Below are 23,026 nucleotides of genomic sequence, written 5' to 3'. Positions count from 1 at the left end.
GGGCAAGGACGGGCGGTCTAGTCCAAGGTGCCTGAGCATGACCATGAATAGAAGAAGAGGCTTATATCCGTGAGCGAGCCTGGCGAGCTGAGTAAGTGGGCATCTATCTACTTACCATCGTGCTATCTTACAGGCTCGCGCAGACTCGCTCAGGTGCCTGCCTGACTTGGACGGACCATAAAGCGGATCAGGAGAATCGTCAGCTCATACAGACAGGACATCGTGACGCCCAGAATAATCGGGCTATAGAAATCGGCCCCGGGGGTTAAGAAGGTCGAAGCAATCCACAGCCCGACATGGGCCGCGGCGCGGCGGCGTTTCAGCGTCTCGACGTTCACCACTCCCAGTTTGGCCAGAAAGGTCAACACGAGAGGAATCTCAAAGACGATCCCAAAAGCCAGCAAGAAGAAGGCCACAAACGTAAAGTAACTATCTGCCGAGACCAGCTCCACGAAGTCGCCGGCGGAGAAAGCGATCAGCCATTGGACCGGGTACTGCAGAACCACGAAGCCCAAGGCAATACCGGCCACAAAGAGGATGCTCCCCATAATCAGAAAAGGCAGGGCGGCCCTTTTCTCGTGGCGGTAGAGGCCGGGGGCGATAAAGGCCCAGGCCTGGTAAAGGATCACTGGCATAGCCAGCAAAATGCCGACCGCGATCGAGACCTTGAGGAAGACAGTGAAGCCCTCGGCCAGGCCGATAGTAATCAAGCCCTTGCCCGCCAGCTCGCCATGAGGACCGAGGCGCAAGCTATCTGACAACCGTGGCAGGGGCAGCGTCAAAAAGCGCAAGATCGGCTCACGAAAGATAAAAGCCACAACTGCCCCGACAACAACAGCAATCAGTGACTTAAAAATGCGCCAGCGCAGCTCCTCCAGATGCTCGACGAGCGTCATAGAGGCGCCGTCTTCCTCTTCCTCTTCGAGGCGAAAGGTCTCATCAAGGTCGGGCATCAGGTCAGGTCGTTGTAAATTCCCCGTAGCCATGCTCTCCCTCTGCTCACTCCCGGCGGCACAGCGCGGGCCGCAGCGACTGAATGCGCCTACTCTTCATAGCTGCTGCCTCATTCAGTCTTCTGCCCGCCCTCGCTGCTGGCTGATTCTGTCTTACTGGCGCTCGCCGAAGAAGTCTGGCCCTGAGTTGACTGCGGCTGCATCTCGCGAACCAACTCGGGAGAAGGCTCAAAGAGCTGGTCCTGTCGCAGCGTGCTGCCACTACTCAAGCGGTTCAAATTATTGCGCGACGCATAGGAAGGGGAGAAAGGCTCGTCCAGAGGATCATGCTCATCTTTATCCCTGGTCAAATCACTCATCCCCTTGCGAAACTCCCTGATGCTCTTGCCGATCGCAGACCCCATTTCGGGCAGGCGCTTCGGGCCAAAGATCAGCAGAGCAACGATCAGAATGATGACCAGATCGAAGCCGTGGAATCCGGGGACCATAGTTACACCCTCTCTTTTCTTCTCTTGCCTTGCCTTATCGAAGCGAGCCGCGTTTCTTTGTGCACTCTGAAAGCGACAACACCCTTCTGATTAATTGTATCTCACACCTGCAGCTTCCGACCAGCGGCAGTCTGAAAACCCCCTACTAAGGACGAAGCCGCCGATACGAAAGCATGCAGACAGCCTGTCCAGGCCAGCCTTACGCTAGCCGGAATAGGCTGGATACGAGGACAGCTCCCGCTGATGAGGAGTCAGCAGAGACTGCACACACTCCAGGCCGAGGCTCAACACACCCGCTCCAGCGGCACCCAGCGCCACCAGAGCAGTAGCCCGGCGGCGGCTCAAGCGCTGTTCCCCTAGCAGACGAGCGATACGCTGATCACTTTTGAGCGAAGCCGCTTCCCTAATGACACTTGCCCGCAGGCGGGCCTCCAGATCAGGCGGAGCGGGGGCCTGCTCGCCATAGTGACGTAAGAGCAGCCCCTCAACAGAATCCAATGGCTGCATACTGTCTCCCATCGTGCCAGGGATGACCAGAGGCCAGGCGCTCAGGTCTCTCGCAGCTGACAGCATCTCCTCTTTGTTGAAACATCTGCTCAGGTTGAGACGGTGCCCCCTCCTCTGTATCTTCGGAAGGAGAGAGCGCTGCCTCTCCAGCCAAAGAGCCGGCCTGACGGGCGGGCGCAGGCACCAGGCCTGATTGCTGACGCGGACCATCACCGCGCTCCAGGGCATACAACTGCTGGAACTGGCGGCGGGCGCGGACCAAGCGCTGACGAACTGCCGGTTCACTCACATCCAACATCTGAGCAATCTCCGCGCTAGAGAAATCCCCCACTACGGAAAGCAACAGACAGACACGCAGCGGCTCCGGCAGGCGCTGCAGGGTCCGCTGCACAGCGTCGCGTTCAGCAATCAACTCGCCGGGATCAGCCCCAGGCAGAGCGCCGTACCCCTGCGGCTGGACAGGAACCGCCTGGGCCGCGAGGTCCTCTGTCAGATGCTCGCCCTCCGGCTCCTGATCACGTCGCTGCTGCCTGCCCAGAGAAGAGAACGGCACAAAGCGAAAGAGGCGCTTACGCCGCTCCTGCATACGGACCGTATTGAGAGCGATTTTCAGCAACCAGGCGCGAGCATTAAAATGAGGGCCACTGGAAATACGGGCGGCCTCAATACTTTTCAGCGCCTGCTGAAAAGTATCCTGGGTAAGGTCCTGGCTTTCCTCCCAATCGCCGGTCAGGCCATAGATCGTATGGAAGACCAGCCGACCGTATTGCTGAATTAGCGCCTCGACGGCCTGCGCCGCAGGTACCATCGTTGTCTGTTTCCTCACGCGCGCTCGCTCACTCACTCAACGTCAGCCGGAATCGGAGATGCCGGCCAGAGGAGGGAATCTCTCCTTACTTAAGGAGATGCCTGGGGGAGAGGAAATGTGACAGCGGGAAAGGTGAGGGGGAAGAGAGCAGAAAAGCGGCGACCTCCGCCCCACCCATCCCATGCCACGTAAGCCATCTAATCTTGCTGAGCAAACACGCCACTCCGAGCGAGCTTTGCCCGGCTGACCACGCGAGGCACTCAGCGAATCATCTCGTAGAACAAGCAAGCAAGAAAAGCAAAGAGGCGGTTTGACCGGCTGTCTGGCAGCAGACAGACCGACGCGACTGACGCACGCACGGTATGAAGAGACACAACCCTACTGCACCTACCTGTCGGCAGACAGGTGCAGATAAGAGAGCAAATAGAACCGTAGCACGAGCGGACAGCGCGCCGCCTCCTGTTTTTCCGCCTGTTGCTGCTCGTACGCTCAAAAGAGCGAATGAGTGCGCATCGGATCAGCGCAGCTCAGAGCAGCTCAGCGCAGATGTTCCTCGATATATTCCTGGGCCTCGCCCACCGTCGTGATCTTCTCAGCGTCCTCATCGGAGATCTGGAGCTTAAACTCCTCCTCAAGGGACATAATCAGTTCCACCAGATCCAATGAGTCCGCGTTCAGATCTTCGACGAAGGAGGCACTGGGGACCACTTCGCTCTCGTCGACACCGAGCTGCTCGACAATAATCCGCTTCAGGCGCTCGGCGACAGAGCCGGAGCCGGAGCCAGAGCCAGAAGCCATTAGGATGTCACCTCACTTTCCGCAGTTGGAGTGGGCTGCTGTTGCTGTGCCCGCGCAAATATCGTACCAAGGACACCATTGACGAAGCGGCTGGACGAATCGCTGCCAAAGAGCTTGGCCAACTCGACCGCCTCATTAATGGCTGCCTTTGCTGGTACCGTATTATTAAACAGAATCTCATAGATTGCAAGTCTGAGGATATTTTTATCGATGCGGGCCATTTGAGAAAGTGGCCATTCGCGTGCAGCGCTCTGAATCTGAGCATCAATGGTCTCCAGGTGGGCGCAGGTGCCCTCAACCAGCTCAAGGGCATAGTCCACCACCCGGGGATGCAGATTGCGCTCCTGGGCATGGCGCCGCACCACCTCTACTGGAGGGTGCCGTACCGTATCGAACTCATAGAGTGCCTGCAGCGCGACCATTCTGGCCTGTCTGCGTATCCCTACCGGCATAGTGTCTTCACCCGATCGCTGGTCTACCTCACTGGTTTTGTCCGGCTGCGTGCACTTGCGCGCAAGCAGGAAGCTCGCCTCTGTCGAACGCACCTCTGCATATCTGCCACAACTCCACCCTCTCTCTACCTAACAACCTGCTGACTTACCTCACGACTTACCTGCCTACTCCCCACTCCTCCAGCTCCCTTCCCTTCCTTTCTTCTCTTCCTGCCTCTTTTCAGAGCACAGAGCACTAAGCCACATCCTGGATGTAGACATTGATCTCTCGCACCTGCATCCCGACCATATGCTCCAAGGCGGCAGCTACCTCCTCCTGAACGGCAGTAGCGACCTCGACGACATTCACGCCGGAAGCCAGGACCAGATAGAGGTCGACACTCACGGTATTGTCCTTGACCGTCAGAGCCACCCCCTGGCGAGGAATCTCGCGACCGGCGAAAGCCGGCCAGCGCTCGCTACCGCGAGCGAGGCGGACGACGCCGTCCACGCCTAGCGCCGCGTTTGAGACGATTGTAGTCAAAACCTGGCGGGCGACGCGCACCACGCCTGGAGGCTCGTTGGTCATATAGTGTGCTTCCCTTCTACTCGGCAGGATACTCGTGGGACGCTGGCCGCTCCATGCCATCTTCTCCCCGCCTTTCCTCCTTGCCGCCTTGCCCTCTCGGCAGCAACCCTTGTTTAATTATACCGCATCAGTGCTGGAGCAAACCCTGCTCCTGCAGGACTGTAACCGCTTTGTCTAGATCGTTAGCGCTGCTGATCGTCAAGGTCGTGGCCTCACGCACAATGCGCTTGACCAGACCCGTCAGCACTGAGCCGGGGCCGATCTCCAGATAGACGGTCACTCCAGCGGCAGCCAGGTATTCGACGCTCCGAATCCACTGCACAGGGGCAACAATCTGGCGCGCCAGCTCCTGGCGCAACGCCTCCGCATCGGTCAGCGGGCGAGCCTCAATATTGCTGATGATAGGAATGCTGGCATTCCGCAGCGGTGCAGTCGCCAGCGCCTGGGCCAGGCCCGCAGCGGCAGGCTCCATGACTGGTGAGTGGAAAGCGCCGCTGACCGCCAAGGGGATTACCCGCTTAGCGCCACGAGCCTTAGCCCGCTCCATTGCCAAGGCCAAAGCCCGCTGCTCACCCGAGATAACGATCTGGCCGGGAGCATTCAAGTTTGCCACGCTGACCTTACCCCAGCCAGGATGCTGGGTTTGTTGCGGCTGCCCTGACTCTTGCGCGCGTGAAGCCTCCTCGGAAGCCTCACGGCAGATCTCCTGTAAGGTCGCCTCATCCAGCCCAATGACCGCCGCCATCCCGCCGGGGCAAACACTTCCCTCGTGGTGCATCAGGCGTCCCCGTTCGCGCACCAGGCGTACGGCGTCCTCAAGATCAAGGGCACCAGCGGCGACCAGAGCTGCATATTCACCAACGCTGTGCCCAGCAGTAAAGGTGGGGGTCAAAGGCGACGACCAGCTAGAGTGGGGAGCAAGCCGCTCCTGGAGAGCGGCCAGCAGGGCGAGGCTAACGGTGACAATCGCGGGTTGGGCGTTAATCGTCTCACGAAGCTGTTCTTCGGGTCCCTGAAAGCAAAGAGCACTCAGCTCCATGCCGAGAGCCTGGTCAGCCCGCTCGAAGACCTGGCGGGCCGCCGGCGACTGCTCATAAATATCGGCTCCCATGCCGACCGTCTGACTGCCTTGCCCGGGAAAGAGGAAAGCTAATCCTTGTGCTGCCATAGAATTACACTCGCGTGAGGGACAAGCGCGGCGCGAGCGAGGCTTCAGGCGGCACCTGCTGCTTGCTCTCACCTGCCTGCCTGCCTGCCTGAGCTTACCTCGCTCGACCGCGATCCTTGCCTGACCTCACACTCTCTCCTCTTCTCGTCGTGGTTTCAAATTGCTTGTTCCAGTCAGTAAAACGCGCACTGATACACTGCGCCCGCGCCACTAACGCTTACGCTCCTTGGGCCAGAAAACCTGGCGACCGCGGTACGTGCCACACTTCGGACAGGCATGGTGGGCGAGTCGCGGCGAGCGACACTGTGGGCAAAGCACCAGCTGAGGCAGCTTCAAATGAAAATGTGCGCGTCTCTCGCCCTTACGGGCATGAGAAACTCGCTGTTTTGGTAATGCGCCCATAGAAAAGGCTCCTCCTCTATCTCCTACATCGGGCTGACTGGCGGGAATGAACCAGGTGGCCAGCGAACACAGCAAACATAGCGAGCACGTCAAGCTTGCGATGACAAGCGCTGCTGCAGCAGTTCGGCCAGAGCGCTCCAGCGCGGATCGATCTCCGGCTGGCACTGGCAGGGGCCCAGGCTCAGATCGTGGCCACATTGTGGGCAGAGACCTGGGCAGTCCTCGCGACAAAGCGCGCGCATTGGCAACTCTAGCAGCAGATGTTGGCGCACAGCCTCGCTCAAGTCAAGCTGGTGGTGCTCGTCGATCGGAAAGCCCTCATCCTCACCCAGGGGTGGGGGAACAGGCATACCGCTGGTGACATCGATGGTAGGATAGAACAACTCCTCGAAGGTGATATGCATGGGCTGCTCAAAGGGCTTCAAGCAGCGGTCGCAGACCATCGGGAGGGTCAGATCCACCCAGCCATCGACCAGCAACCCGTAGTCGGTACGTCGCATGCGGACGTGGCCGTTGACAGCGCCGAGTATCTTTAGATCGCTATCCAGCTGAACATCTTCTTCATGAATATCTGCCTGGAAGGCGGTACCAATAGACGCCTTCAGCAGTTGCGCCACGTTGTACTGCATAAGAAACGGAACCTCACTTTTCGCCCCAGAGTAGACGACTGAACGGGAGAAGGGCTGCAAATAGTGCTGAACAGGTCAGGCTGTCTGTCGATGGCGCAAGTCTGGAAGATACTCAGCTTCTCACGTACGCTGGTTCATTATAGGTGACCCTGAGAAGGTGTGTCAAGCCCTGGGCTCGGGGCGGTGGGGGGGCTCGCCTGGACGCCCCAGCATCGGGCCGCCCATCGTATCGGCAGCCAGGGAGGAGCGACGTGGAGAAGGATGGGGGGGCAGGGCATCCTCCGCCTCTTCCTCATCGGCGTAAAGGTCATAGTTTGCCTCTGACAACACTTCAGGGGCCTGATCCTCGCCCTCCTCGTTATAGGCGGAGGCTTCCAGGCTTTCCAGGCCCTTCTCGATGCTGAGAATGGTGCGGCTGATTTCCGTTTCGATGGCTGTCAAGTGTTCATGCAAGGAACGCAAGGTTTCCGCGACGTAGGCATTAGCCTCGCTCTTGAGCTGCTGAGCCTGCTCCTCTGCCAGACGTACCAGCTCCTGTGAGCGTTCCTCGGCCTGGCGCAATAGCCCCTCTCGATCCATCACCCGCTCGGACTCCTCGCGCGCCTTGGCCAGGATGCTAGCCGCTTCGGCCTGTGCCTGTGCCAGAATGCGCTCTTTTTCCTGTAGAAGGCGTCGAGCCTGTTTGACCTCTTCAGGAATCGCTGCACGCATTTGATCGAGGATCGCCAGGATCTCGGCCTCCCTGACCATGATCTGATTAACAAAGGGCATCCTGCGGCTGCTGGCGATCAGGTTTTCCAGGCGATCTACCAGATAGAGTATATCCACACTGACCCTTCCTCTTCCTCGTGCTCTCTTGCCGCTGATTGACAGGACGGCTACCGGGCAAGCATTGGCTCAATCAGCTCGACTCTCCTCGTCTTCCCCTGCCATCAGGCGGAGGAGAGGTTTTCTCTGGTGACATCCCGCGGCGCCGACCAGGTTACCTGCTCCACCCAAGCGGCAGCCTGCCGCCTGCGACCCAACCGGCGATAGCACCGCCCAGCCGTAGGAGCACGGCTCGCGCTCAACACGCTGGTGAGCTGGCTGGCGGGGCTTCTGATCGCAGGCACCCGCTCGGCGCTAGCCTCGCATGGTGCTCGCTCACTTCAGGCCTCACCGTGACCAAACTTGCGCTGCAAGGCCCTGATTACTGCCGGCGGCAGCATATCGCTCACGTTCCCTCCCAGGCGGGCTACCTCTTTCAGCAGCGAAGAGCTGACGAAGAGATGTTGCAAGTTGGTTAGGAGACAAACGGTCTCTATCTCTGGGGCCAATTTGCGATTCATCAGCCCTTGCTGAAACTCTGCCTCGAAGTCGTTGGGAGAGCGAAGGCCCTTGATGATCACCGAGCCACCAACTGAGCGGACAAACTCGACAACGAGGCCATAGAATTTTTCCACGCGGACATTGGTGAGGCCCTCAGCGGCAATGACCTCCTCCCAGAGCTGTACCCGCTCGTCAACAGAGAAGAGCAGGTTTTTGTCGGGAACAGCGTAGACTGCCACGATCAGCGTATCGAAAAGGCGGGCGCCGCGCCGCGCGATATCCAGGTGACCATGCGTGAGCGGGTCAAAGCTGCCCGGATAAACGGCAATCCGTTGACGTTTCTCTGCGTTGCTCACACGAACATCCCTTCACGATGCTGAAGCGGCCATTGTCTATCTCTTCGCTTAGAGTGACCGACCGCTGCCTCTGCCAGGGCGATCAGGGGAAGGCTTGGCAAGCAGGCAGACAGCAACCCATCTGGATGGGCCAATTCTGCCAGGAGTACCGGCAGGGAAAAGGCTGACGCTTCTCCTGCCCGCAGCCTCTGCCGGTTGAGCGATCGGCTTCAGCCAGTCAGACTGGCCCGCTTGCTTGCCCTTTCTGCTGCCGTTCCTTGCCGTCTGGCATCTTGCTCTGTTGCCTATGATACCATACCTGCTGGAGATGGGGCAATGCATGGGACCCAAGCCGACCGAGAGGATAGATGAACAGGCCAGGGAGCAGTCTCTGTGGGAGCGGCGTGAGAGAGCTGGGTAGCTGGCGCAAAGCAGCAAGGTGGAAGAGGCAAGCAAAAAGGCCAGCTATCTCAAGAAGGCTGGCCTTTTAAGAGCTACTATTAAGGGCAGGGGCGGCAGGACTCGAACCCGCAACCTGCGGTGTGGAGCGGCTCTCCCGCAACCCATCTTACAGGGCTGCTGGTGCTCTCCCCGAACCGGACGTGCACCTTTCGATGCATCCGGCTCTCCAGAGGTTCAGGCCCTACATACAACAGGCTACGCTCGACCTGGTCGAACGTAGCTAGGTGAAGGAGTGGGCTGACCTCCTGCATCCCTTCCCCATGTCTCAGGCATTACCCTGAGCCTTTGAGTACTATGGATGCTCCGTCGCCATGCACCTTGCGGTGTTTAGGCGATCCCCCAGTTGCGCTTCTGCTCCGCTCCGGGTTTAGGTGCCTCGTTCGCCGCCACGCTCGTCAGGGGACTGACGAGAGCCTCGCTGGAGAAGCGGTTACCAGCCCTCCAAATTACGACTGGCAATCCAACGAAGCGAGCGACTGAGGTTCAAGCAATCCAGCCTTCACCATGCCCGGCCTAGCTGCCCGGCGTTCATCTTCCCCTGTCTGCTGGGGAGGGCGCCGGACTTTTCGACCATGCTGTTGTCCCCGCCCCCTTTCGGGTGGCCAGGTAAGGTCGTGCTTTAATCACACCCGCTTCAGTGATGTTGCACTACCGCAACAAGAACAGAAGCACCACAGGGGCGCACTTTGGAGACCGCTGCTCTACCATTGAGCTACACCCCTGTACACAGACCACTGCGCTACGGTCTGGCGGAGAGGGTGGGATTCGAACCCACGAGGGACTTTTGATCCCTAGCGGTTTAGCAAACCGCCGCACTAGGCCTCTATGCGACCTCTCCTTGCGTGTTGATGGACAGGTTCTTTCTTTCTTTGCAGTTGCTAGGACCTAGGATACTCGACTTGTTGCGAATTGTCAAGCCCCCTTTTGGCGCTGGTGGCAAGATGGTTCTGACTGATTCTTCCGCTAGAAGCGGGGCGCTGCTCTCTGCTCTCGGCTATCTGCGGGCGCGTGTACCAGGAATTTTGGATGGTCATGCTGTACACTATGCGAAGTGTGGAGTATACTTAATATTGTCGGCAAGAATTGCAAGAGAAGCATGATGTTGAGCTGATCGTGAGTGCCCGGCACGGCCTGGTAAAGAGAGGATAGCGAAGCGATGCTGGGGCAATTCAACATCGGCTATGGGGTCCGCCGGCTCCCGCTCTTCGTGCAAGCATGTGGGTGGCTCTGTGCGCTGGCCGTTCTGGTTTGGGTCTCGCAAGGTTTCCCTCCCCATGCCTGGCTGCTGCTCTGGCAAAAGCTCCAGCAGCTTCCAGCACTGTGGGCCGTACGCGGGCCTGCTCTTCTTCTCCCTCTCTTGGGTTTGGCCTTCTTGAGCCTTCTCCTGGCTGCGGCCTGGATAGGGCTAGTGCTCGCTGGCTGGCATCTCGCGCAGGCCGCCTGGCGCACTTTGGAAGAGCGTCGCTTGCTCAGGCATGAGCTTGAGCAGTTGCGCGAGGTTGAGGCCCAGACGATGCATGCTGTAATGGGCCATCGGCCCGCTGCTCCCAAGTCCTCCAGTGACGCGCCGTCTCCGCCGGCTCCATCTCAGTCAAGGCTCTCCCCTCATCGATCCTCCTCGTCTGGTCTGGAAGGTGCTGCTGTCTCTCAGGCATCGCAGCAGCGTGCTCTCTGGGCCGATTTCCCTACGCAGGTTGATCTGCCTCTCTCAACACCTGCTACGCTGTCCGCGCTGGTGGCAGCTCCTGCAGAGGAACAGCTAGCCTTCCCCATAGAGAAGCAGACATCTCCGCTGGAGACTCCTCCTTCGCTCAATGGACAGATTGAGACTCCCGCGGTCGTGAGCAATGGAGAGCAACAGGCATCGCTGCATGCCGATGCCCGCCCCAGGGGAATGCTGGTCATCCGCATGGGGGCAGCTACTGATCCTGGTTTGAAGCGCAGGTATAAGCCGAATGAGGACAATATTGCTGCTATTCAGCAGCAGCGAGCGCATACCGGTCAAACGTTCGGTCTCTGTGTGGTGGCCGATGGCATGGGGGGCCATTCCAATGGCCGCGAGGCGAGCCGCCTGGTAGTGGAGACTTTCTGTGAACTCACTCTACCGGCTTTGACTAATTCCGTGGAGAACGATGAAGCCTTTTTGACAGGTATATTGGTTGATGCATTACAGCACGCTAATTTGAAGCTCTATCAGCGTAATCGCGTTGATAAAGCTGATATGGGCACAACGGTGACGGCGGCCCTGCTACTTGATAGCACGGCGTATGTGCTGAATGTGGGCGATAGCCGGACCTATCTCTATCGTCCGGCGGTGGGCCTGACTCAGGTGACGCAGGATCACTCGGTCGTTGCTCGTTTGTTGGATGAGGGAGCGATTTCGCGTGAGGATGTCTATCATCATCCGCATCGCAATCAGATTTACCGTTGCCTGGGCGATCGGGCGGCGGTCGAGGTTGATGTTTTTGCTGTGCCTTTATTAAGGGGCGATAAGTTGCTCCTGTGCTCAGATGGCCTCTGGGAGATGGTGCGTGATCCACAGATTGAGCATCTACTAGGCCTCAATGCCGATCCTCTGACGATTTGCCAGTGCTTGATTCAGGCGGCCCTCGATGGTGGTGGCGATGATAACGTCAGCGTGATTGTGGTCGAGGTCCTCCAGGTGGCTACCTGAAGGATGCGGCGCTCTCTGCTGCGCTTGGCCGAGGCCTTGGCTTGCGACCCTTTGTCTGCTGATCAGGCTCTGTCGCTGGCTGGCGAGGGCAGCCCTTTGCGGCTCGCTAGACCGCTGTAGTATCTTCTAAAGAGAGCGCAAGGGAAGAGGCGAGCGTCCTGGAACCGGCTCGCTATCCTGCTCTGGCCGCTGTGAGAGCGCAATGGGTACGCAGAGGGGAGGGCTTTCCTCTGGTTAAGTGAGGGTTCGTGGAGGCCGAGCGATGACCATCTGGATTGGCACCTCGGGCTGGATCTATCCGCACTGGGTTGGGCGCTTTTATCCGGCTGCTTTGGCGCCGCAGGAGTATCTGCCTTACTATGCCCGCCATTTTGCTACTGTAGAGATTAATAGCAGCTTCTATCATCTGCCTCCGCGTTCGCAGTTTGCTCTTTGGGCCGAACAGGTAGCTTTTCATCCGCGCTTTCGCTTTGCGGTCAAGGCCAGTCGTTATCTGACGCATATGAAAAAGCTACGCGATGCGGCTGAGCCACAGGCGCGCCTGCTGGAGGCAGCGCGTGGCCTGGGTCCGCGCCTGGGTCCCCTTCTTTACCAGCTTCCGCCGCATTGGCGGTGCGACCTCGAACGCCTGGCGACCTTTCTGCACTTGCTACCGCCAGGGTTAGAGGTGGCTTTTGAGTTTCGTGATCCTTCCTGGCTCCAGGGGGCCGCGGCTGAGCGCCTGTGCGCGCTGCTGGCAGAGGCTGGCTGCGCCCTGGTGATTGCCGTTGGGGGAGCGCTCTCCACGCCGCTGGAGCTGCCGGCCACTGCGCCTTTTCGCTATCTGCGCCTCCACGGTGGGCAAGCTGGTCCCTGCTTCGACGAGGCCGAGCTGACTTTCTGGGCTGCCTGGTTGGCCAGCGAAGCCAGAGAGGGACGTGAATGCTATGTCTATTTCAATAACGATGTTGAGGGCTATGCTGTGCAGAATGCGGTCCGTCTGCGGGAGCTGGTTGCGGCCCGTCTCGATGCTGCGGCGGTAGCTTCTTAGGTGTGAGCCGGACGCCCTGCCTGTCCGTTGCGATTCTTGTCCCGGAACGGCGTGCGCTATGGGTTGACAGCCAGCTAGCCTCTTGCATATACTTCCTCTGCTATCAGTAAGCTGTGCAACGCATCAGGTGGCCGGAAATGCCTGCGCTCATTTCCGGCAGAATAGGGAAGCCGGTGCAAATCCGGCGCAGTCGCGCTACTGTGACTGGCGAGCATCTCGGCGGCCCGCCTGCTCCTCGCTGCGGGCGGGTACGAGCAAGAATCAGCAACCAACAAGCCACTGTTCCTGTATAGATCAAGCGGCCTGTGTTTGAACCAGGTCCAGCCAAGCCAAGCTAAGCTAAGGGAATGGGAAGGCGCGTCGGGGTGCGCTTGAGCCAGAAGCCAGGAGACCTGCCTGATGCCAGTGGCCCTTGTTCCTTCGCGTCAAAGGAGCAGGCGTACTATCAACCACCGAACCGAGCTGACCCGCTGCGTTTCCGGTCCTTCTGTGTTGTGGTTGCGCCCCCTCTACGCGAGGTGACAATGGACGGCTATCTTTTGCTGTGGAGGAGTGAGCTTTATGAGCATCCTTGTCATCTCCAGACGGCTATTTCTGTGTTTGCTCGGGCTGAGCTTCCTTCTGCTCGCTGCCTGCGGTCAGGGTCAGAGCGGCGGCAGTGCGGTGCAGTCCAGCCCTACGCCTACGCCAACGGTGGTGCGCGATATCTATGGTACTCCGGTGGTCTTTCCTAAGACAGCCCCGCAACGCCTGATTTCCTTGGTGCCGAGCATGAGTGAGATTCTGGCCGCGCTCCATCTGGAGAGCCGCGTTGTCGCCGTCGACTACTATACGGACTATCCTGCTCAGCTGACGCGCCTGCCGCGTATCTCGGATGCCAATGGTAACTACAATGTTGAGCGTATCGTCGCGCTCCATCCCGATCTAGTTCTCAGCTCCGGCGGTCTCACCGAGAAATACGATGCGCAGTTGGCGCGTCTGGGCCTGCATGTAGTTGATTTGCCGGACAATACTATTGCACTGATGCTGGCCGAGATTCAGACTGTGGGGCGCCTGACCTTCACTGAGAGCACAGCCAATGCGCTGGTCAAACAGCTACAGCAGCGCATTGCTCAAATTCGCCAGGCGGTCAAGGGAACGACGCCGCCGACGGTGATGCTGGAGGCCGATGATAGTACACCTGGCAAGCCTTATGTCTTTGGTGGCGGAACCTTTGGCGACGAGCTGTTGCAGGATGCCAATGCCATCAATGTCTTTCACAACAATACCAGCAACGGTGGCTATCCCCAGGTGACCGATGAGGCGGTGATCCGCGCCAATCCCCAGTATATTATTCTGACTGAGGACCCGCGCTATGGGGGCGATCCCCAGTTGGTCTATCGCCGTCCCAACTGGAACCAGATTACGGCGGTCAAGCTGCACCATGTCTATCACCTCAACACCGATCTGATGCAGCGTCCTGGGCCACGTCTTGTCGATGGCCTGCAGTGTCTGGCCCAACTGCTCCATCCTCAGAGTTTTAGTGGTTCGCTGCCGGCCTACTGCCAGTAGCGTAAGCCGGCTGGATTGCCGCGGTCTGGGGCAAGACAGGAGATCGGGGCCCGGGCTATGCGCCGGCAGGGGACCAGGCGTGCGACGGTAATCAGGGACTTCTGGTCTCTTGAATCAGCGACAAATACCTCTTACCTGCGCCAGGTTTGGCCTTTACACTGGAAAGTGGCAAAAGCTCCATGTAGGAAGGTCACTGGTCCGTCGCCGGTGCCCGTGGCAAGACTGTCCGTGTCTGTTGCTGGCGACGCAGTGAGTGAAGGAAGAAAGAGAGGAGTCCTGATCACAATGCGTATTCGGCAGGTGACTCGGGCGGGCAAGCAGTCGGGGCGCAGCAGGGCGTCGCGCGCGAACGCTGATACGGCTCAGGCAAGTGCTCCGGGAGAGGGCTGGCAGGCCTCTTCTCTGCAAGAGAGAGGGATCGGTTGGCAGCCCTGGCTCCGCGGTCGCGATGAGGAGCGCTATCTGCAATCCGCACTGCCTCGCCGGCGACGTTCCTCCTCTGCTAGCAACAGACCGGGCGGACAAGATGCTTTCAGTGAGACGGCTGCCACTCCAGAACCCGAGGAGTCAGGGGTAGCTGGGGCAAGTCTGGCTGCTTTGCTGGAGGAGGAGCGGGCGGAACGTGTGGCGATGCTGAGGGCGCGGGTGGCTGCGGGTACCTACGAGGTTGATAGTCTGGTGTTGGCTCGCAGGATGCTAGGAGAACTTGTCAGGGACGGGTGAGCGCTGAGCGGCAGTCAGCGCGCGTGGAATGGGCTGCTCTTTCCGTGTATGTGCTGCGGTGCTGTGCGGAGGGTGGGTGGTCGGGCATGGAGCGGGAGCGTGCCGGGCACCCCCGGTCAGGAGAGGAGGCAGGTTTGCCGGTCTGGAAGTGACCAGGAGGCGAACCTGTCGGTTCAGCCAGGCGGGGAGCCTGCACGCTCTCGTTTTGTTTTGGGGTCGGGGAGTGGCAAGCGCTGGACCTTCTTGGCTATACTCTCCTAAGAGCACTATGAGATGGGCAATGCGTGAGCTTCGCCTCTCACGCTTGCCTGTCTGCCGTTTAGGTGCGTTGTCCTCGTGTTCGTCTGCTTTTCTGACAAGGGAAAATGGGAGGCACCTATGCAGGATTTAGCGCAGATGCGCTGTGTGCCCTGTCGCGGCGGTGAGCCAGCGCTGACAGAGGCCGAGATCAGCAGCTTGCTGACTCAGATCCCCGGCTGGCAGGTGGTCGAGGTGGATGGGGTTAAGCGCATTGAAAAGACCTTTCGCTTCGATAACTTTGCTCACGCTCTTGCTTTCACAAATGCCGTTGGAGCGCTTGCTGAGGAGCAAGACCATCATCCCCAGATCGTGACTGAATGGGGGCAGGTGAAGGTCGCCTTCTGGACCCACGCCGTGGGCGGCTTGCATCAGAACGATTTTATTATGGCGGCCAAAACCGAGGCGGCCTTTGCTCAGGCCGAAGGTCGTAAGGCCTCGTAGCGCTTGGCTCCGGTAGTGAGTGAGCGCTGTTCTTCGCTCCCATACCCGCTATGGGCGTTAGCCTGGCCAAGCGGCGGCACCAGTAGGCGAGGGTCATGCTTCACTCTGCTCTGCTCCGAGCGCTAGGCTGGCTCAGGACCGGGCGCAGGGTCAGGCTCTCGACTCTCGGATGCTGGGGCCGTTGCTTCTTCCTCGACTCCCGGCTGACCACTATGCCTTACCTTCTTCCTGTCCGACTGACTGAGCTGGGCCAAACGGCGAGCGCCTTCTATCCATCATATTGATATAGTATGATATTCAAAAAGATGATATAATCCACATTAGAGAGGCAGCTATTCACCAGAGCCGAGTACCTTGCATCCATATCTGTGCATGAGAACGCCAACGAAGGATTGGACTCCTGTGGCTGACCGCTGCAGGCCTGGGTACGGCAGCCCCGAGGGCAAGGATGACCAGCCGCACCCCTGGCCGGCGCGCGCTCGGCCTGGACGCTGGTCAGGCCGGGCGTGGCTGGTCAAAACCAGCCTGTGGCTAGTGGTCGGTCTTCTCTGCAATCTCTGTCTGCTAAGCGCCTGTGGCTCGACGGATGAAACGCCTATTGCCGCTAACGAGTTGGGAGCGGTTCATAAAGGTCTCGTCTACGTTGCCATTGGTGCCTCCGACTCCTTTGGTTTCGGTACCGCTGATCCCTATGCCGATAACTGGCCCATCGATTTAGCCCATAAGCTCGGCCCGTCCGTCCATCTGGTGAATCTTGGCATTCCGGGCATCCATGTGCATCAGGCTCTGCGCCTCGAATTGCCCGTCGCGCTCGATGTTCACCCCGATATTGTGACCATCTGGCTGGCCGTCAACGATCTGGCCGACCGTGTGCCGGTAACGGCCTATGCGCGCGACCTGGATCTGCTCCTCACACGCCTCCAGGCCGGGGCACCGCGGGCGCGGGTTGCCATTGCCAACGTGCCTGATCTGACGTTACTCCCGCATTTCCGCTCTTTCGACCAGGATTGGCTACGCGAACAGATTCAGCAGTATAATGCTGCTATTGCTGATAAGGTCAGAAAGCATCATATGATTCTCGTGGATCTGTCGCAGCAACGCTACAACCTGGCTCGTCATCCTGAGTACGTCAGTGAGGATGGCCTCCATCCAAGCGCCATTGGCTACGTGGCTCTGGCTGACCTCTTTTACCGGGCGCTGCGCTGAGCGAGCGAAGCCGAGGAGCCAGATAGAGCGGTCCTGACCACTCCTTGCTACCGGACAGCAAGGTGGGCAAGGGGGAGAGAGGTGGTCTGACCGGCGCTGCAAGGCGCAGGCTGCTGTGAAAGAGGGCAGTGCTGACAGGAGGAAACAGCAAAGCTCAGTCTATCCGTAGAAAAGTGGCATGACAGAACTCTTTGGCATCCCGCTTGATACTCTTAGCACGATTCTGCTGATCGTGACGCTGGCGATTGTGGCGCTGGTCCTGCTACTGGCGTTAAGCAATCGGCTTTTTTTTAAGATCGGTGTGCGCAATATCCCGCGACGGCGCATGCAGATGGTGCTGATCATTTTCGCGCTCATGCTCTCGACGACTTTGCTCTCCAGCGCTCTGGCGACTGGCGATGTGATCACGGGGGCGGTGCGCAGCGTCGCAACCTATAATGTGGGCAATGTGGACGAGACGATCGAAGGCGGTTCTGGTGATCTGGGCTTCTTCGATGCGTCCATCTATTACCGCTTGCGGGAGCAGGTGCGCGACGATCCTGATATTGCTGCCCTGGGCGCGGCCATTATGGAGCATGATTTGCTGGTAGCCGACCAGACTTCGCGCCAGGTCCGTTCGGGAGTCACCGCTCTGGCGGCCATCCCGGGCAGTGAGGATGGCTTCGGCGGCATTGTGGCCGAGAACGGTCAGGGTCACTTACATCTGGCCTCGTTGGGTCGCAATGAGGTCTATCTGAATCGTTCGCTGGCGCAACTTCTCAACGCTCATGCCGGCGATCGCCTCTATCTCTATTCGCAGCGCTGGCCAGGGCGGCGCTATGAAGTGCGCGTACGTGCGATTGCCGCTAGCAGCGGCATGATCGGCGAAACCCCATTCATAGTCAGTCAAGTCCAGCTATTCCGGCAGATCGAGCAGTGCGGCGACGCCATCACTCAAATCTTTGTGGCCAATCGTGGGAGTGACGGCCCCGATAGCATCGCAATCTCCGACCGCGTCACCGAGAAGCTAGAGCAGCTCATCCCGCGCAATGTCCACGTTATCGAGGTCAAAAAACTGGCGATTTTGAATTCTGAGAAGGCGCAAGATATTTTCTCCCGCATCTTCATGCTGTTCTCCCTCTTTATCGTGGCCATTGGCATGCTGCTGATCTTCCTGATCTTCGTGCTGCTGGCGGCGGAGCGGCGGGTGGAGATGGGGATGGCGCGCGCTGTTGGTGTGCTGCGGCGGCATCTCGTCTTGACCTTTCTCTTTGAAGGGGCTGTCTATGATCTGCTGGCCTCCTTTATCGGCTTAGCGCTGGGGGTAATCATTGGGGCCTTGCTGGTGCTCTTGCTCGGTCCCGTTCTGGCGCGCTTCGACTTTCCGCTCAAACTGACCTTTCAGCCGCGCAGTCTGCTCATCGCCTACTGCCTCGGTACTATCTTTACCTTCTGTGCGGTAACGGTCTCCGCCTGGCTGGTAAGTCGTATGACCGTGGTGGAGGCTCTGCGCAATCTGCCAGAGCCGGAGCGGCGACCGCGCACGCTCAAAGAGCTGCTGAGTCTGCTGGCCCTGGTTGGGAAGGCCCTGCGCCAGCGCCGTCGTCGCCTGTTCAGCTATCTCGGCGAGCTGTGCATTGAGGGAGGGCGTGCGTTGGTGCTTGCGGGTCTGCTGCCCCTGCTCGGGGGCTTGTGGCTGCTCTCTTATGGCCTGGCCGAACGTCTGGTTGCGCCTTTCTCCCTTGGTTTCTCGCTGCTAGTTATTGGTGGCTGCCTGCTGCTCAAAACCGTGGCTGTGGCCCTGAGTCCGGCCCGGCACAGACCCAGGGTGCGCCGTCTCTGTGATCGCCTGGTGCCAGCTATTGCTGGCCTCTCCATCTGTGCTTACTGGGCGGTGCCATTTGACCTCTTCGCCTCACTGGGGCTGGTACGTTTCCGCTCCAGTATTGAGGTCTTCTTTCTGGCCGGCTTCATGATGACCCTGGGGGTGGTCTGGGCCCTCATCTCGAATGGAGAGTTGCTAGTCAAGCCGCTGCTTGCGCTCTCGCGTCTTCTGCGCCCACGTCTGCACCTGTTAGCACGCCTGATGGCCTCCTATCCGCTGCATTACCGCTTTCGCATGGGATTGAGCGTGACAATGTTCAGCCTCGTGGTTTTCGCTTTGACCGTGATGACAGTGATCACGGCGGCCATGCAGCATAGTTATGCCGACATTAATCTGCAAACGGGTGGCTATGATATTCAGGCTATTCCCTACTTTCGTCCCCTGCTTTCCGGTCAAGGCAGGCAGGCCCCTGATGAGCAGTTGCGGACCATCCTGGCCCGGCATGGTATTGATCCTGGGGACTTCAGTGCTCTGGGGGTGCGGACCACGACGCTGGTAGGGGTCATTCAGCCGACGGCTCCTCAACCAGCCTGGCGCCTATACCCGGCTCAGGTGATCAGCGGAAGCTTTTTGCAAGGTTACGGCTTGCATTTGGTGGCGCGGGCGCGTGGCTTCAGCAGTGATGCTGCTGTCTGGAGGGCCTTGCAAGAGCACCCGAACTATGCTTTGATCGATAGCAGCGCTCTAGAGGCCAGCCTGGGGGCGCGCAGTTCGCCTGGTGTCTATGACCCCTCGGCGCCGACGGCCAACGAGGCTGGAGTCCCGCTCACGCCGCCCGGCCTGGACCCATATTATGCCTTTGCTCTCAGTGGGATTTCTCTGGGGGAGACAAGCTTCACGCCGCAAAGCGTCTGGGTGACGCGCTCGCCGACTAGCAACGAAGATCTCTCCTCTGCTCTGCTCAATGCCTCGGTCGCCAAGCTGACCATTATTGGGGTGGTCGATAATAGCAATGGCGATCATTTCGGACTCTACATTTCACAGCGCCTCTATGGTTCGATCACGGTTGACGATGACCATCCCGAGGTTCAGGCTTACTACTTTAAGGTGGCGCCTGGCCACGATAAGCGGGCGCTGGCTCTTCAGCTTGGCTCGGCTTTTCTCGATGATGGCCTGGAAACCACGGTGCTGGAAGATGCCATTTGGGAGGTGCGGGGGCCGCGTATCCTCCTTAGCGATATCATGATTGGCATTGTGGGGCTGGCGCTTCTGTTGGGCGTGGCGGCTCTGGCCATCACCGGTACGCGTGCCGTGATTGAGCGGCGCCAGCAGATTGGGATGCTGCGGGCCTTGGGCTGCAGTCGCCGGCTGGTTAGAGGGGCCTTTCTGGGCGAGTCCTTGTTAGTAGCGGTCCTCGGAAGTCTCATCGGTCTCGTGCTGGGGTTGCTGTTAGCGCGCAATCTGTTTGCTGCCAACTTTTTTGAGCGCTATCAGACCGGTCTGGTCTTTGTTATTCCCTGGGGCCATCTGGCTCTCATCGTCGGTATTGCTCTAGGGGCTGCGCTTCTGGCGGCGCTCCTGCCGGCCTGGCAGGCGGGACGCGTTACCCCAATCGAGGCTTTACGCTATCAGTGAAGCCGGCGCCGAACCGCTCCAGTCGCGCGCAGGCCCGGCCTGTGAAGCTCCAGGCTGGCGCGGCGCTGGGGGGCCGACCATAGAGGGGCCTGTCCACTGGCTATGATGCCGATGCCGCCAGGTGGGCAGTGGAGGCGCGGCTAACAGGTCCAGGCGACGCTGGCGGAGGTGCCGTCTTGGGTACGGAAGAGCAGCTTGCCGCTGCGGGGGCAGGAAGCATAGATGTAGACAGTTACCTGCTGCTGGCTGCCAGGCTCCAGCCAGCCTTGTTGTGGCGAGAAGAAGGCGCGCACGTTGGAGCTGCTGGCGGACCACTGGGTGGTGTCGCTTGCTGAGGAGGAGAGCGCGATGGTCACCTCGCAGCGGAAGGTAATGCTGTCACGGTTGCAGTCGTTTGGCCCGTTGAGCTGGGTCGGGCTGACGGTCAGCAAGGGTGGTGGAGGGGTAGGGGTCGGCGAAGGTGTCGGGCGTGGTGTGGGGCTAGGGGTCGGGCTGGGCGTAGGCGATGGCGTAGGAGTCGGTGAAGGAGTGGGGGTCGGGCTGGGCGTGGGCGTAGGGGTCGGAAGCACCGTTGCAATAACGGTGCTGGTTGGCACGCCTGGCGTCTGTTGTGCAGTCTGGCGCCACAGACCGGCTGATAGCAAGGGCAGGAGCAGGATAATGAGCAGGCTCAGAAGGACAATCAGGCTGACTACTCCCATGAGAATCCAGCGTCCTTGTCTGGCCTCGCGCCAATAGTTGATGCCCTGGGGACTCCGACGGGCGCCAGCGCTGGCAGGGCCGGCCACGCGGCTGAAAGCTGGCCTGATGCTCTCACTGACGACTGTAGCCTCTTCGTTCCACGGGAGTGCAGGCGCCGCCGCTGTGTCCTGCGGTGCTGGCTCACTCGCTTGCTGGGATGCCGCATCCGTTTGCTCTAGACCAGGCATGGGAGCGGGTGAGACCGGCCAGAGGACGCTCGGAGGGTTGCTCTCTGAATGGGTATCCCTTTCAGGGGCGCCAGGGACGGCTCCCGACGGCGGTGATGATTCGCTGGTCAGACTCTCTTCGCCTGCAGGGGGGGCCGCCGCCGCCTGATCCTGATCTGATGAAGGCGGCGTCTGCCCCTGAGAAGAGAGCGACGGATAGGGCAAGGTCTCCTGCTCGTAAATAGAGATTTCTTCCTCTGTCGATGCCTTGCTCGTGGAGGGGCCAGCGGACCCGTAAGAGTAAGAGCCTGGAACGGCACCGCCCTCGCTGCTGGGGGCTGGCTCTGGGGACCTGGCGGATTGAGGTCTGCCGGAGGAAGCCGGACCGCTGGCCTGAGCGCTCTCCAGGCCGCGGCTGGCATCACTGGGGCGGAACAATTCCCCACGCGTTGGTGAGAACTCCATAGGGAAGAGCTTCGCCCGCCCTCCTGGCGCTGGCAAACCTGGGACGGCGCTGCTGGCTGGTGCAGGCAAGCTGCCGGCTACAGCGGAGGAGGCTGGCGGGAAGAGCGCTGCCATGAATTCCTTCACGTCGGCGAAACGCTGGTCGCTTTCTTTCGCCAGAGCTTGCAGCAGCACCTCATCCACGCGACGCGGCAGCAGCAGATTAAGCTGAGTCGGTGCTACGGGCTGCTCGTGGGCGTGCTGGTGGGCCAGGGTTGCGAAGTCCGTGCCGCTGAAAGGAGGCCGTCCGGTCAGCAGCTCATAAGCGATGCAGGCCAGAGCATACTGATCGCTGGCGCGGGTTGTGACCCCAGCGAACTGCTCGGGGGCCATATATGGCCAACTGCCGGGGCGTAGTGCCGGCTCACCGTCAGTTGCGGTTGCCCAACTGAAATCAGTGAGCCACAGCTCCCCTTTGGTATTGAAGAGGATGTTCTCCGGCTTCAGATTGCCGTGCATTACGTTGAAGTGGTGGGCATAGGCCAGAGCATCGGCAACCTGCTGTAGCAGCGTCCCAGCCTCCGTCAGGCTTAGCGGCGTCATGCCCTGGCGCGCCAGCCGCTGACGCAGCGAGCCGCGCAGCGCATATTCGCTCATCAGATAGACCTCATCCTGATCGATGCCACTCTCCAACGGAGGAAGCAGATGGGGATGCCGCAGCATGCGAAGCAAGCGCACCTCACGAAAATACTGCTCGCGGTTGCGCGGGAAAGGTGGGTGGAAGAACTTGATTACCACCGTGTGGCCGGGAGCGGTCAGGTGCTGAGCCAGATAAGTGCTACTTGCTGGCCGGTTGCCGAGACCTGCAATGATTCGATAGTGACCGATCACTCTATCGATATAGCGATTGCGCTCACGCATAGCTCCTCCACCGGCACATGAGGACTCTCATCCACAAGCGACCTTTGCTGCTCCCGCAGGGCGTTGCTCCCTCTGGCCAGGGCTACTATTCCGTTTGCTCCCATCCGCTGACCGCATTCTGCCTCCGTTTGTGCGATGCTCGACAGCTTGCCCCCCAAGGACAGGACCTTGCCCCTTCACTACAAAGAAGCAATCCCTTGCGACCGACATGTGCCTGCCCACAGACATGACCTCCCGAAGAACTCCCGGTGATTTGAATCCTCGGCGCCCAAGCGGCGACAGTGCGCGTGACATTGCACGTAGCCTGGATGTAGGCCCGATTGATCGCGACGTTCCATAGATGGCAGACCTTTGCCCGAGCTGCCGCCCTCACGTTAGGGTGCCCGCGTCCGCTTTGAGCGCTGCTCAGGGGAGCTAGAAGCCCGCCCAGTCACAATCTTGCTCGCAGGATAACGGTGTGAGAGGGCGTAATGTAATGCTTACGTCTCCTTTACTCTTCTCGCTTGCTTGC

At 59.6% G+C, this 23,026-nt stretch carries 20 protein-coding genes, 1 tRNA gene and 1 riboswitch; of the genes, 7 read left to right on the top strand and 14 right to left on the bottom strand.

Annotated features, from left to right (window positions below):
* Window positions 1-149 precede the first annotated feature (149 nt).
* The 13 genes from tatC to AC6H1L_RS09510 form a co-directional block, all read right to left on the bottom strand.
* Window positions 150-986, bottom strand: coding sequence for a twin-arginine translocase subunit TatC (gene tatC, locus AC6H1L_RS09570; protein ID WP_497601265.1), 837 nt, complete (start codon window positions 984-986; stop codon window positions 150-152).
* A gap of 77 nt (window positions 987-1,063) precedes the next feature.
* Window positions 1,064-1,441, bottom strand: a complete 378-nt coding sequence (locus tag AC6H1L_RS09565; protein ID WP_497601264.1) for a Sec-independent protein translocase subunit TatA/TatB — start codon at window positions 1,439-1,441, stop codon at window positions 1,064-1,066.
* Window positions 1,442-1,645: 204 nt separating this feature from the next.
* Window positions 1,646-1,948 (bottom strand): hypothetical protein, encoded by a 303-nt coding sequence (locus AC6H1L_RS09560; RefSeq protein ID WP_497601263.1) that lies wholly within the window; start codon window positions 1,946-1,948, stop codon window positions 1,646-1,648.
* Complete coding sequence (locus tag AC6H1L_RS09555; RefSeq protein ID WP_497601262.1) at window positions 1,926-2,756, bottom strand: RNA polymerase sigma factor; 831 nt, start codon at window positions 2,754-2,756, stop codon at window positions 1,926-1,928. The genes AC6H1L_RS09560 and AC6H1L_RS09555 overlap by 23 nt, the downstream gene beginning before the upstream one ends.
* A 537-nt stretch (window positions 2,757-3,293) precedes the next feature.
* A complete protein-coding gene (gene acpP, locus AC6H1L_RS09550) occupies window positions 3,294-3,554 on the bottom strand; it encodes an acyl carrier protein (RefSeq protein ID WP_069802715.1) in 261 nt (86 codons plus the stop codon).
* Window positions 3,554-3,976 (bottom strand): transcription antitermination factor NusB, encoded by a 423-nt coding sequence (nusB, locus tag AC6H1L_RS09545; RefSeq protein ID WP_497601261.1) that lies wholly within the window; start codon window positions 3,974-3,976, stop codon window positions 3,554-3,556. The genes acpP and nusB overlap by 1 nt, the downstream gene beginning before the upstream one ends.
* Before the next feature lie 265 nt (window positions 3,977-4,241).
* Entirely contained in the window at window positions 4,242-4,574 is a 333-nt protein-coding gene (locus tag AC6H1L_RS09540; protein ID WP_497601260.1) for an Asp23/Gls24 family envelope stress response protein, read from the bottom strand.
* 127 nt (window positions 4,575-4,701) lie between these two features.
* Entirely contained in the window at window positions 4,702-5,742 is a 1,041-nt protein-coding gene (fabD, locus tag AC6H1L_RS09535; RefSeq protein ID WP_497601259.1) for an ACP S-malonyltransferase, read from the bottom strand.
* Between the two features lie 210 nt (window positions 5,743-5,952).
* A complete protein-coding gene (gene rpmF, locus AC6H1L_RS09530; RefSeq protein ID WP_112431204.1) occupies window positions 5,953-6,144 on the bottom strand; it encodes a 50S ribosomal protein L32 in 192 nt (63 codons plus the stop codon).
* 89 nt (window positions 6,145-6,233) lie between these two features.
* Complete coding sequence (locus AC6H1L_RS09525) at window positions 6,234-6,773, bottom strand: YceD family protein (RefSeq protein ID WP_497601258.1); 540 nt, start codon at window positions 6,771-6,773, stop codon at window positions 6,234-6,236.
* Window positions 6,774-6,935: 162 nt separating this feature from the next.
* Entirely contained in the window at window positions 6,936-7,601 is a 666-nt protein-coding gene (locus tag AC6H1L_RS09520) for an ATP synthase subunit B family protein (RefSeq protein ID WP_497601257.1), read from the bottom strand.
* Between the two features lie 320 nt (window positions 7,602-7,921).
* The gene (gene coaD, locus AC6H1L_RS09515; protein ID WP_297161557.1) at window positions 7,922-8,437 is read right to left on the bottom strand and encodes a pantetheine-phosphate adenylyltransferase; all 516 of its coding nucleotides are present in this window, start codon (window positions 8,435-8,437) and stop codon (window positions 7,922-7,924) included.
* A gap of 1,188 nt (window positions 8,438-9,625) precedes the next feature.
* Window positions 9,626-9,716 (bottom strand) — tRNA-Ser (locus AC6H1L_RS09510).
* A 318-nt stretch (window positions 9,717-10,034) separates the two neighbouring features.
* Between AC6H1L_RS09510 and AC6H1L_RS09505 the strand changes: the two genes are divergently transcribed.
* The 7 genes from AC6H1L_RS09505 to AC6H1L_RS09475 all read left to right on the top strand — a co-directional run bounded on the left by AC6H1L_RS09505 (window position 10,035) and on the right by AC6H1L_RS09475 (window position 20,242).
* Window positions 10,035-11,552, top strand: coding sequence for a PP2C family protein-serine/threonine phosphatase (locus AC6H1L_RS09505; RefSeq protein ID WP_497601256.1), 1,518 nt, complete (start codon window positions 10,035-10,037; stop codon window positions 11,550-11,552).
* A gap of 262 nt (window positions 11,553-11,814) precedes the next feature.
* The gene (locus tag AC6H1L_RS09500) at window positions 11,815-12,582 is read left to right on the top strand and encodes a DUF72 domain-containing protein (RefSeq protein WP_497601255.1); all 768 of its coding nucleotides are present in this window, start codon (window positions 11,815-11,817) and stop codon (window positions 12,580-12,582) included.
* Between the two features lie 108 nt (window positions 12,583-12,690).
* A riboswitch (cobalamin riboswitch) is annotated at window positions 12,691-12,996 on the top strand.
* Window positions 12,997-13,143: 147 nt separating this feature from the next.
* Window positions 13,144-14,133 (top strand): ABC transporter substrate-binding protein, encoded by a 990-nt coding sequence (locus AC6H1L_RS09495; RefSeq protein ID WP_497601254.1) that lies wholly within the window; start codon window positions 13,144-13,146, stop codon window positions 14,131-14,133.
* Window positions 14,134-14,418: 285 nt separating this feature from the next.
* Window positions 14,419-14,856, top strand: coding sequence for a flagellar biosynthesis anti-sigma factor FlgM (locus tag AC6H1L_RS09490; RefSeq protein WP_497601253.1), 438 nt, complete (start codon window positions 14,419-14,421; stop codon window positions 14,854-14,856).
* Window positions 14,857-15,234: 378 nt separating this feature from the next.
* Window positions 15,235-15,597: a 4a-hydroxytetrahydrobiopterin dehydratase gene (locus AC6H1L_RS09485; protein ID WP_497601252.1), complete on the top strand. Its 363-nt coding sequence runs from the start codon at window positions 15,235-15,237 to the stop codon at window positions 15,595-15,597.
* A 402-nt stretch (window positions 15,598-15,999) separates the two neighbouring features.
* Window positions 16,000-16,803 (top strand): SGNH/GDSL hydrolase family protein, encoded by an 804-nt coding sequence (locus tag AC6H1L_RS09480; protein ID WP_497601251.1) that lies wholly within the window; start codon window positions 16,000-16,002, stop codon window positions 16,801-16,803.
* A 178-nt stretch (window positions 16,804-16,981) separates the two neighbouring features.
* Entirely contained in the window at window positions 16,982-20,242 is a 3,261-nt protein-coding gene (locus tag AC6H1L_RS09475; RefSeq protein WP_497601250.1) for an ABC transporter permease, read from the top strand.
* A gap of 140 nt (window positions 20,243-20,382) precedes the next feature.
* Here the strand turns inward: AC6H1L_RS09475 and AC6H1L_RS09470 are convergent, their stop codons facing one another.
* A complete protein-coding gene (locus tag AC6H1L_RS09470; RefSeq protein ID WP_497601249.1) occupies window positions 20,383-22,515 on the bottom strand; it encodes a serine/threonine protein kinase in 2,133 nt (710 codons plus the stop codon).
* Window positions 22,516-23,026 lie beyond the last annotated feature (511 nt).

It is taken from the genome of Thermogemmatispora argillosa (genome assembly GCF_059696725.1).
Note: the sequence above shows the minus strand (reverse complement) of the source record. Positions and strands in the feature narration are given on the sequence as shown.

Coding starts and splice junctions, on each gene's coding strand:
- AC6H1L_RS09490 (WP_497601253.1), top strand. CDS start 14,419: ATGCGTATTCGGCAGGTGACTCGGGCGGGCAAGCAGTCGGGGCGCAGC.
- AC6H1L_RS09555 (WP_497601262.1), bottom strand. CDS start 2,756: ATGGTACCTGCGGCGCAGGCCGTCGAGGCGCTAATTCAGCAATACGGT.
- rpmF (WP_112431204.1), bottom strand. CDS start 6,144: ATGGGCGCATTACCAAAACAGCGAGTTTCTCATGCCCGTAAGGGCGAG.
- acpP (WP_069802715.1), bottom strand. CDS start 3,554: ATGGCTTCTGGCTCTGGCTCCGGCTCCGGCTCTGTCGCCGAGCGCCTG.
- nusB (WP_497601261.1), bottom strand. CDS start 3,976: ATGGTCGCGCTGCAGGCACTCTATGAGTTCGATACGGTACGGCACCCT.
- tatC (WP_497601265.1), bottom strand. CDS start 986: ATGGCTACGGGGAATTTACAACGACCTGACCTGATGCCCGACCTTGAT.
- AC6H1L_RS09485 (WP_497601252.1), top strand. CDS start 15,235: ATGCAGGATTTAGCGCAGATGCGCTGTGTGCCCTGTCGCGGCGGTGAG.
- fabD (WP_497601259.1), bottom strand. CDS start 5,742: ATGGCAGCACAAGGATTAGCTTTCCTCTTTCCCGGGCAAGGCAGTCAG.
- AC6H1L_RS09505 (WP_497601256.1), top strand. CDS start 10,035: ATGCTGGGGCAATTCAACATCGGCTATGGGGTCCGCCGGCTCCCGCTC.
- AC6H1L_RS09475 (WP_497601250.1), top strand. CDS start 16,982: ATGACAGAACTCTTTGGCATCCCGCTTGATACTCTTAGCACGATTCTG.
- AC6H1L_RS09540 (WP_497601260.1), bottom strand. CDS start 4,574: ATGACCAACGAGCCTCCAGGCGTGGTGCGCGTCGCCCGCCAGGTTTTG.
- AC6H1L_RS09560 (WP_497601263.1), bottom strand. CDS start 1,948: ATGCAGCCATTGGATTCTGTTGAGGGGCTGCTCTTACGTCACTATGGC.
- AC6H1L_RS09565 (WP_497601264.1), bottom strand. CDS start 1,441: ATGGTCCCCGGATTCCACGGCTTCGATCTGGTCATCATTCTGATCGTT.
- AC6H1L_RS09470 (WP_497601249.1), bottom strand. CDS start 22,515: ATGCGTGAGCGCAATCGCTATATCGATAGAGTGATCGGTCACTATCGA.
- AC6H1L_RS09525 (WP_497601258.1), bottom strand. CDS start 6,773: ATGCAGTACAACGTGGCGCAACTGCTGAAGGCGTCTATTGGTACCGCC.
- AC6H1L_RS09495 (WP_497601254.1), top strand. CDS start 13,144: ATGAGCATCCTTGTCATCTCCAGACGGCTATTTCTGTGTTTGCTCGGG.
- AC6H1L_RS09500 (WP_497601255.1), top strand. CDS start 11,815: ATGACCATCTGGATTGGCACCTCGGGCTGGATCTATCCGCACTGGGTT.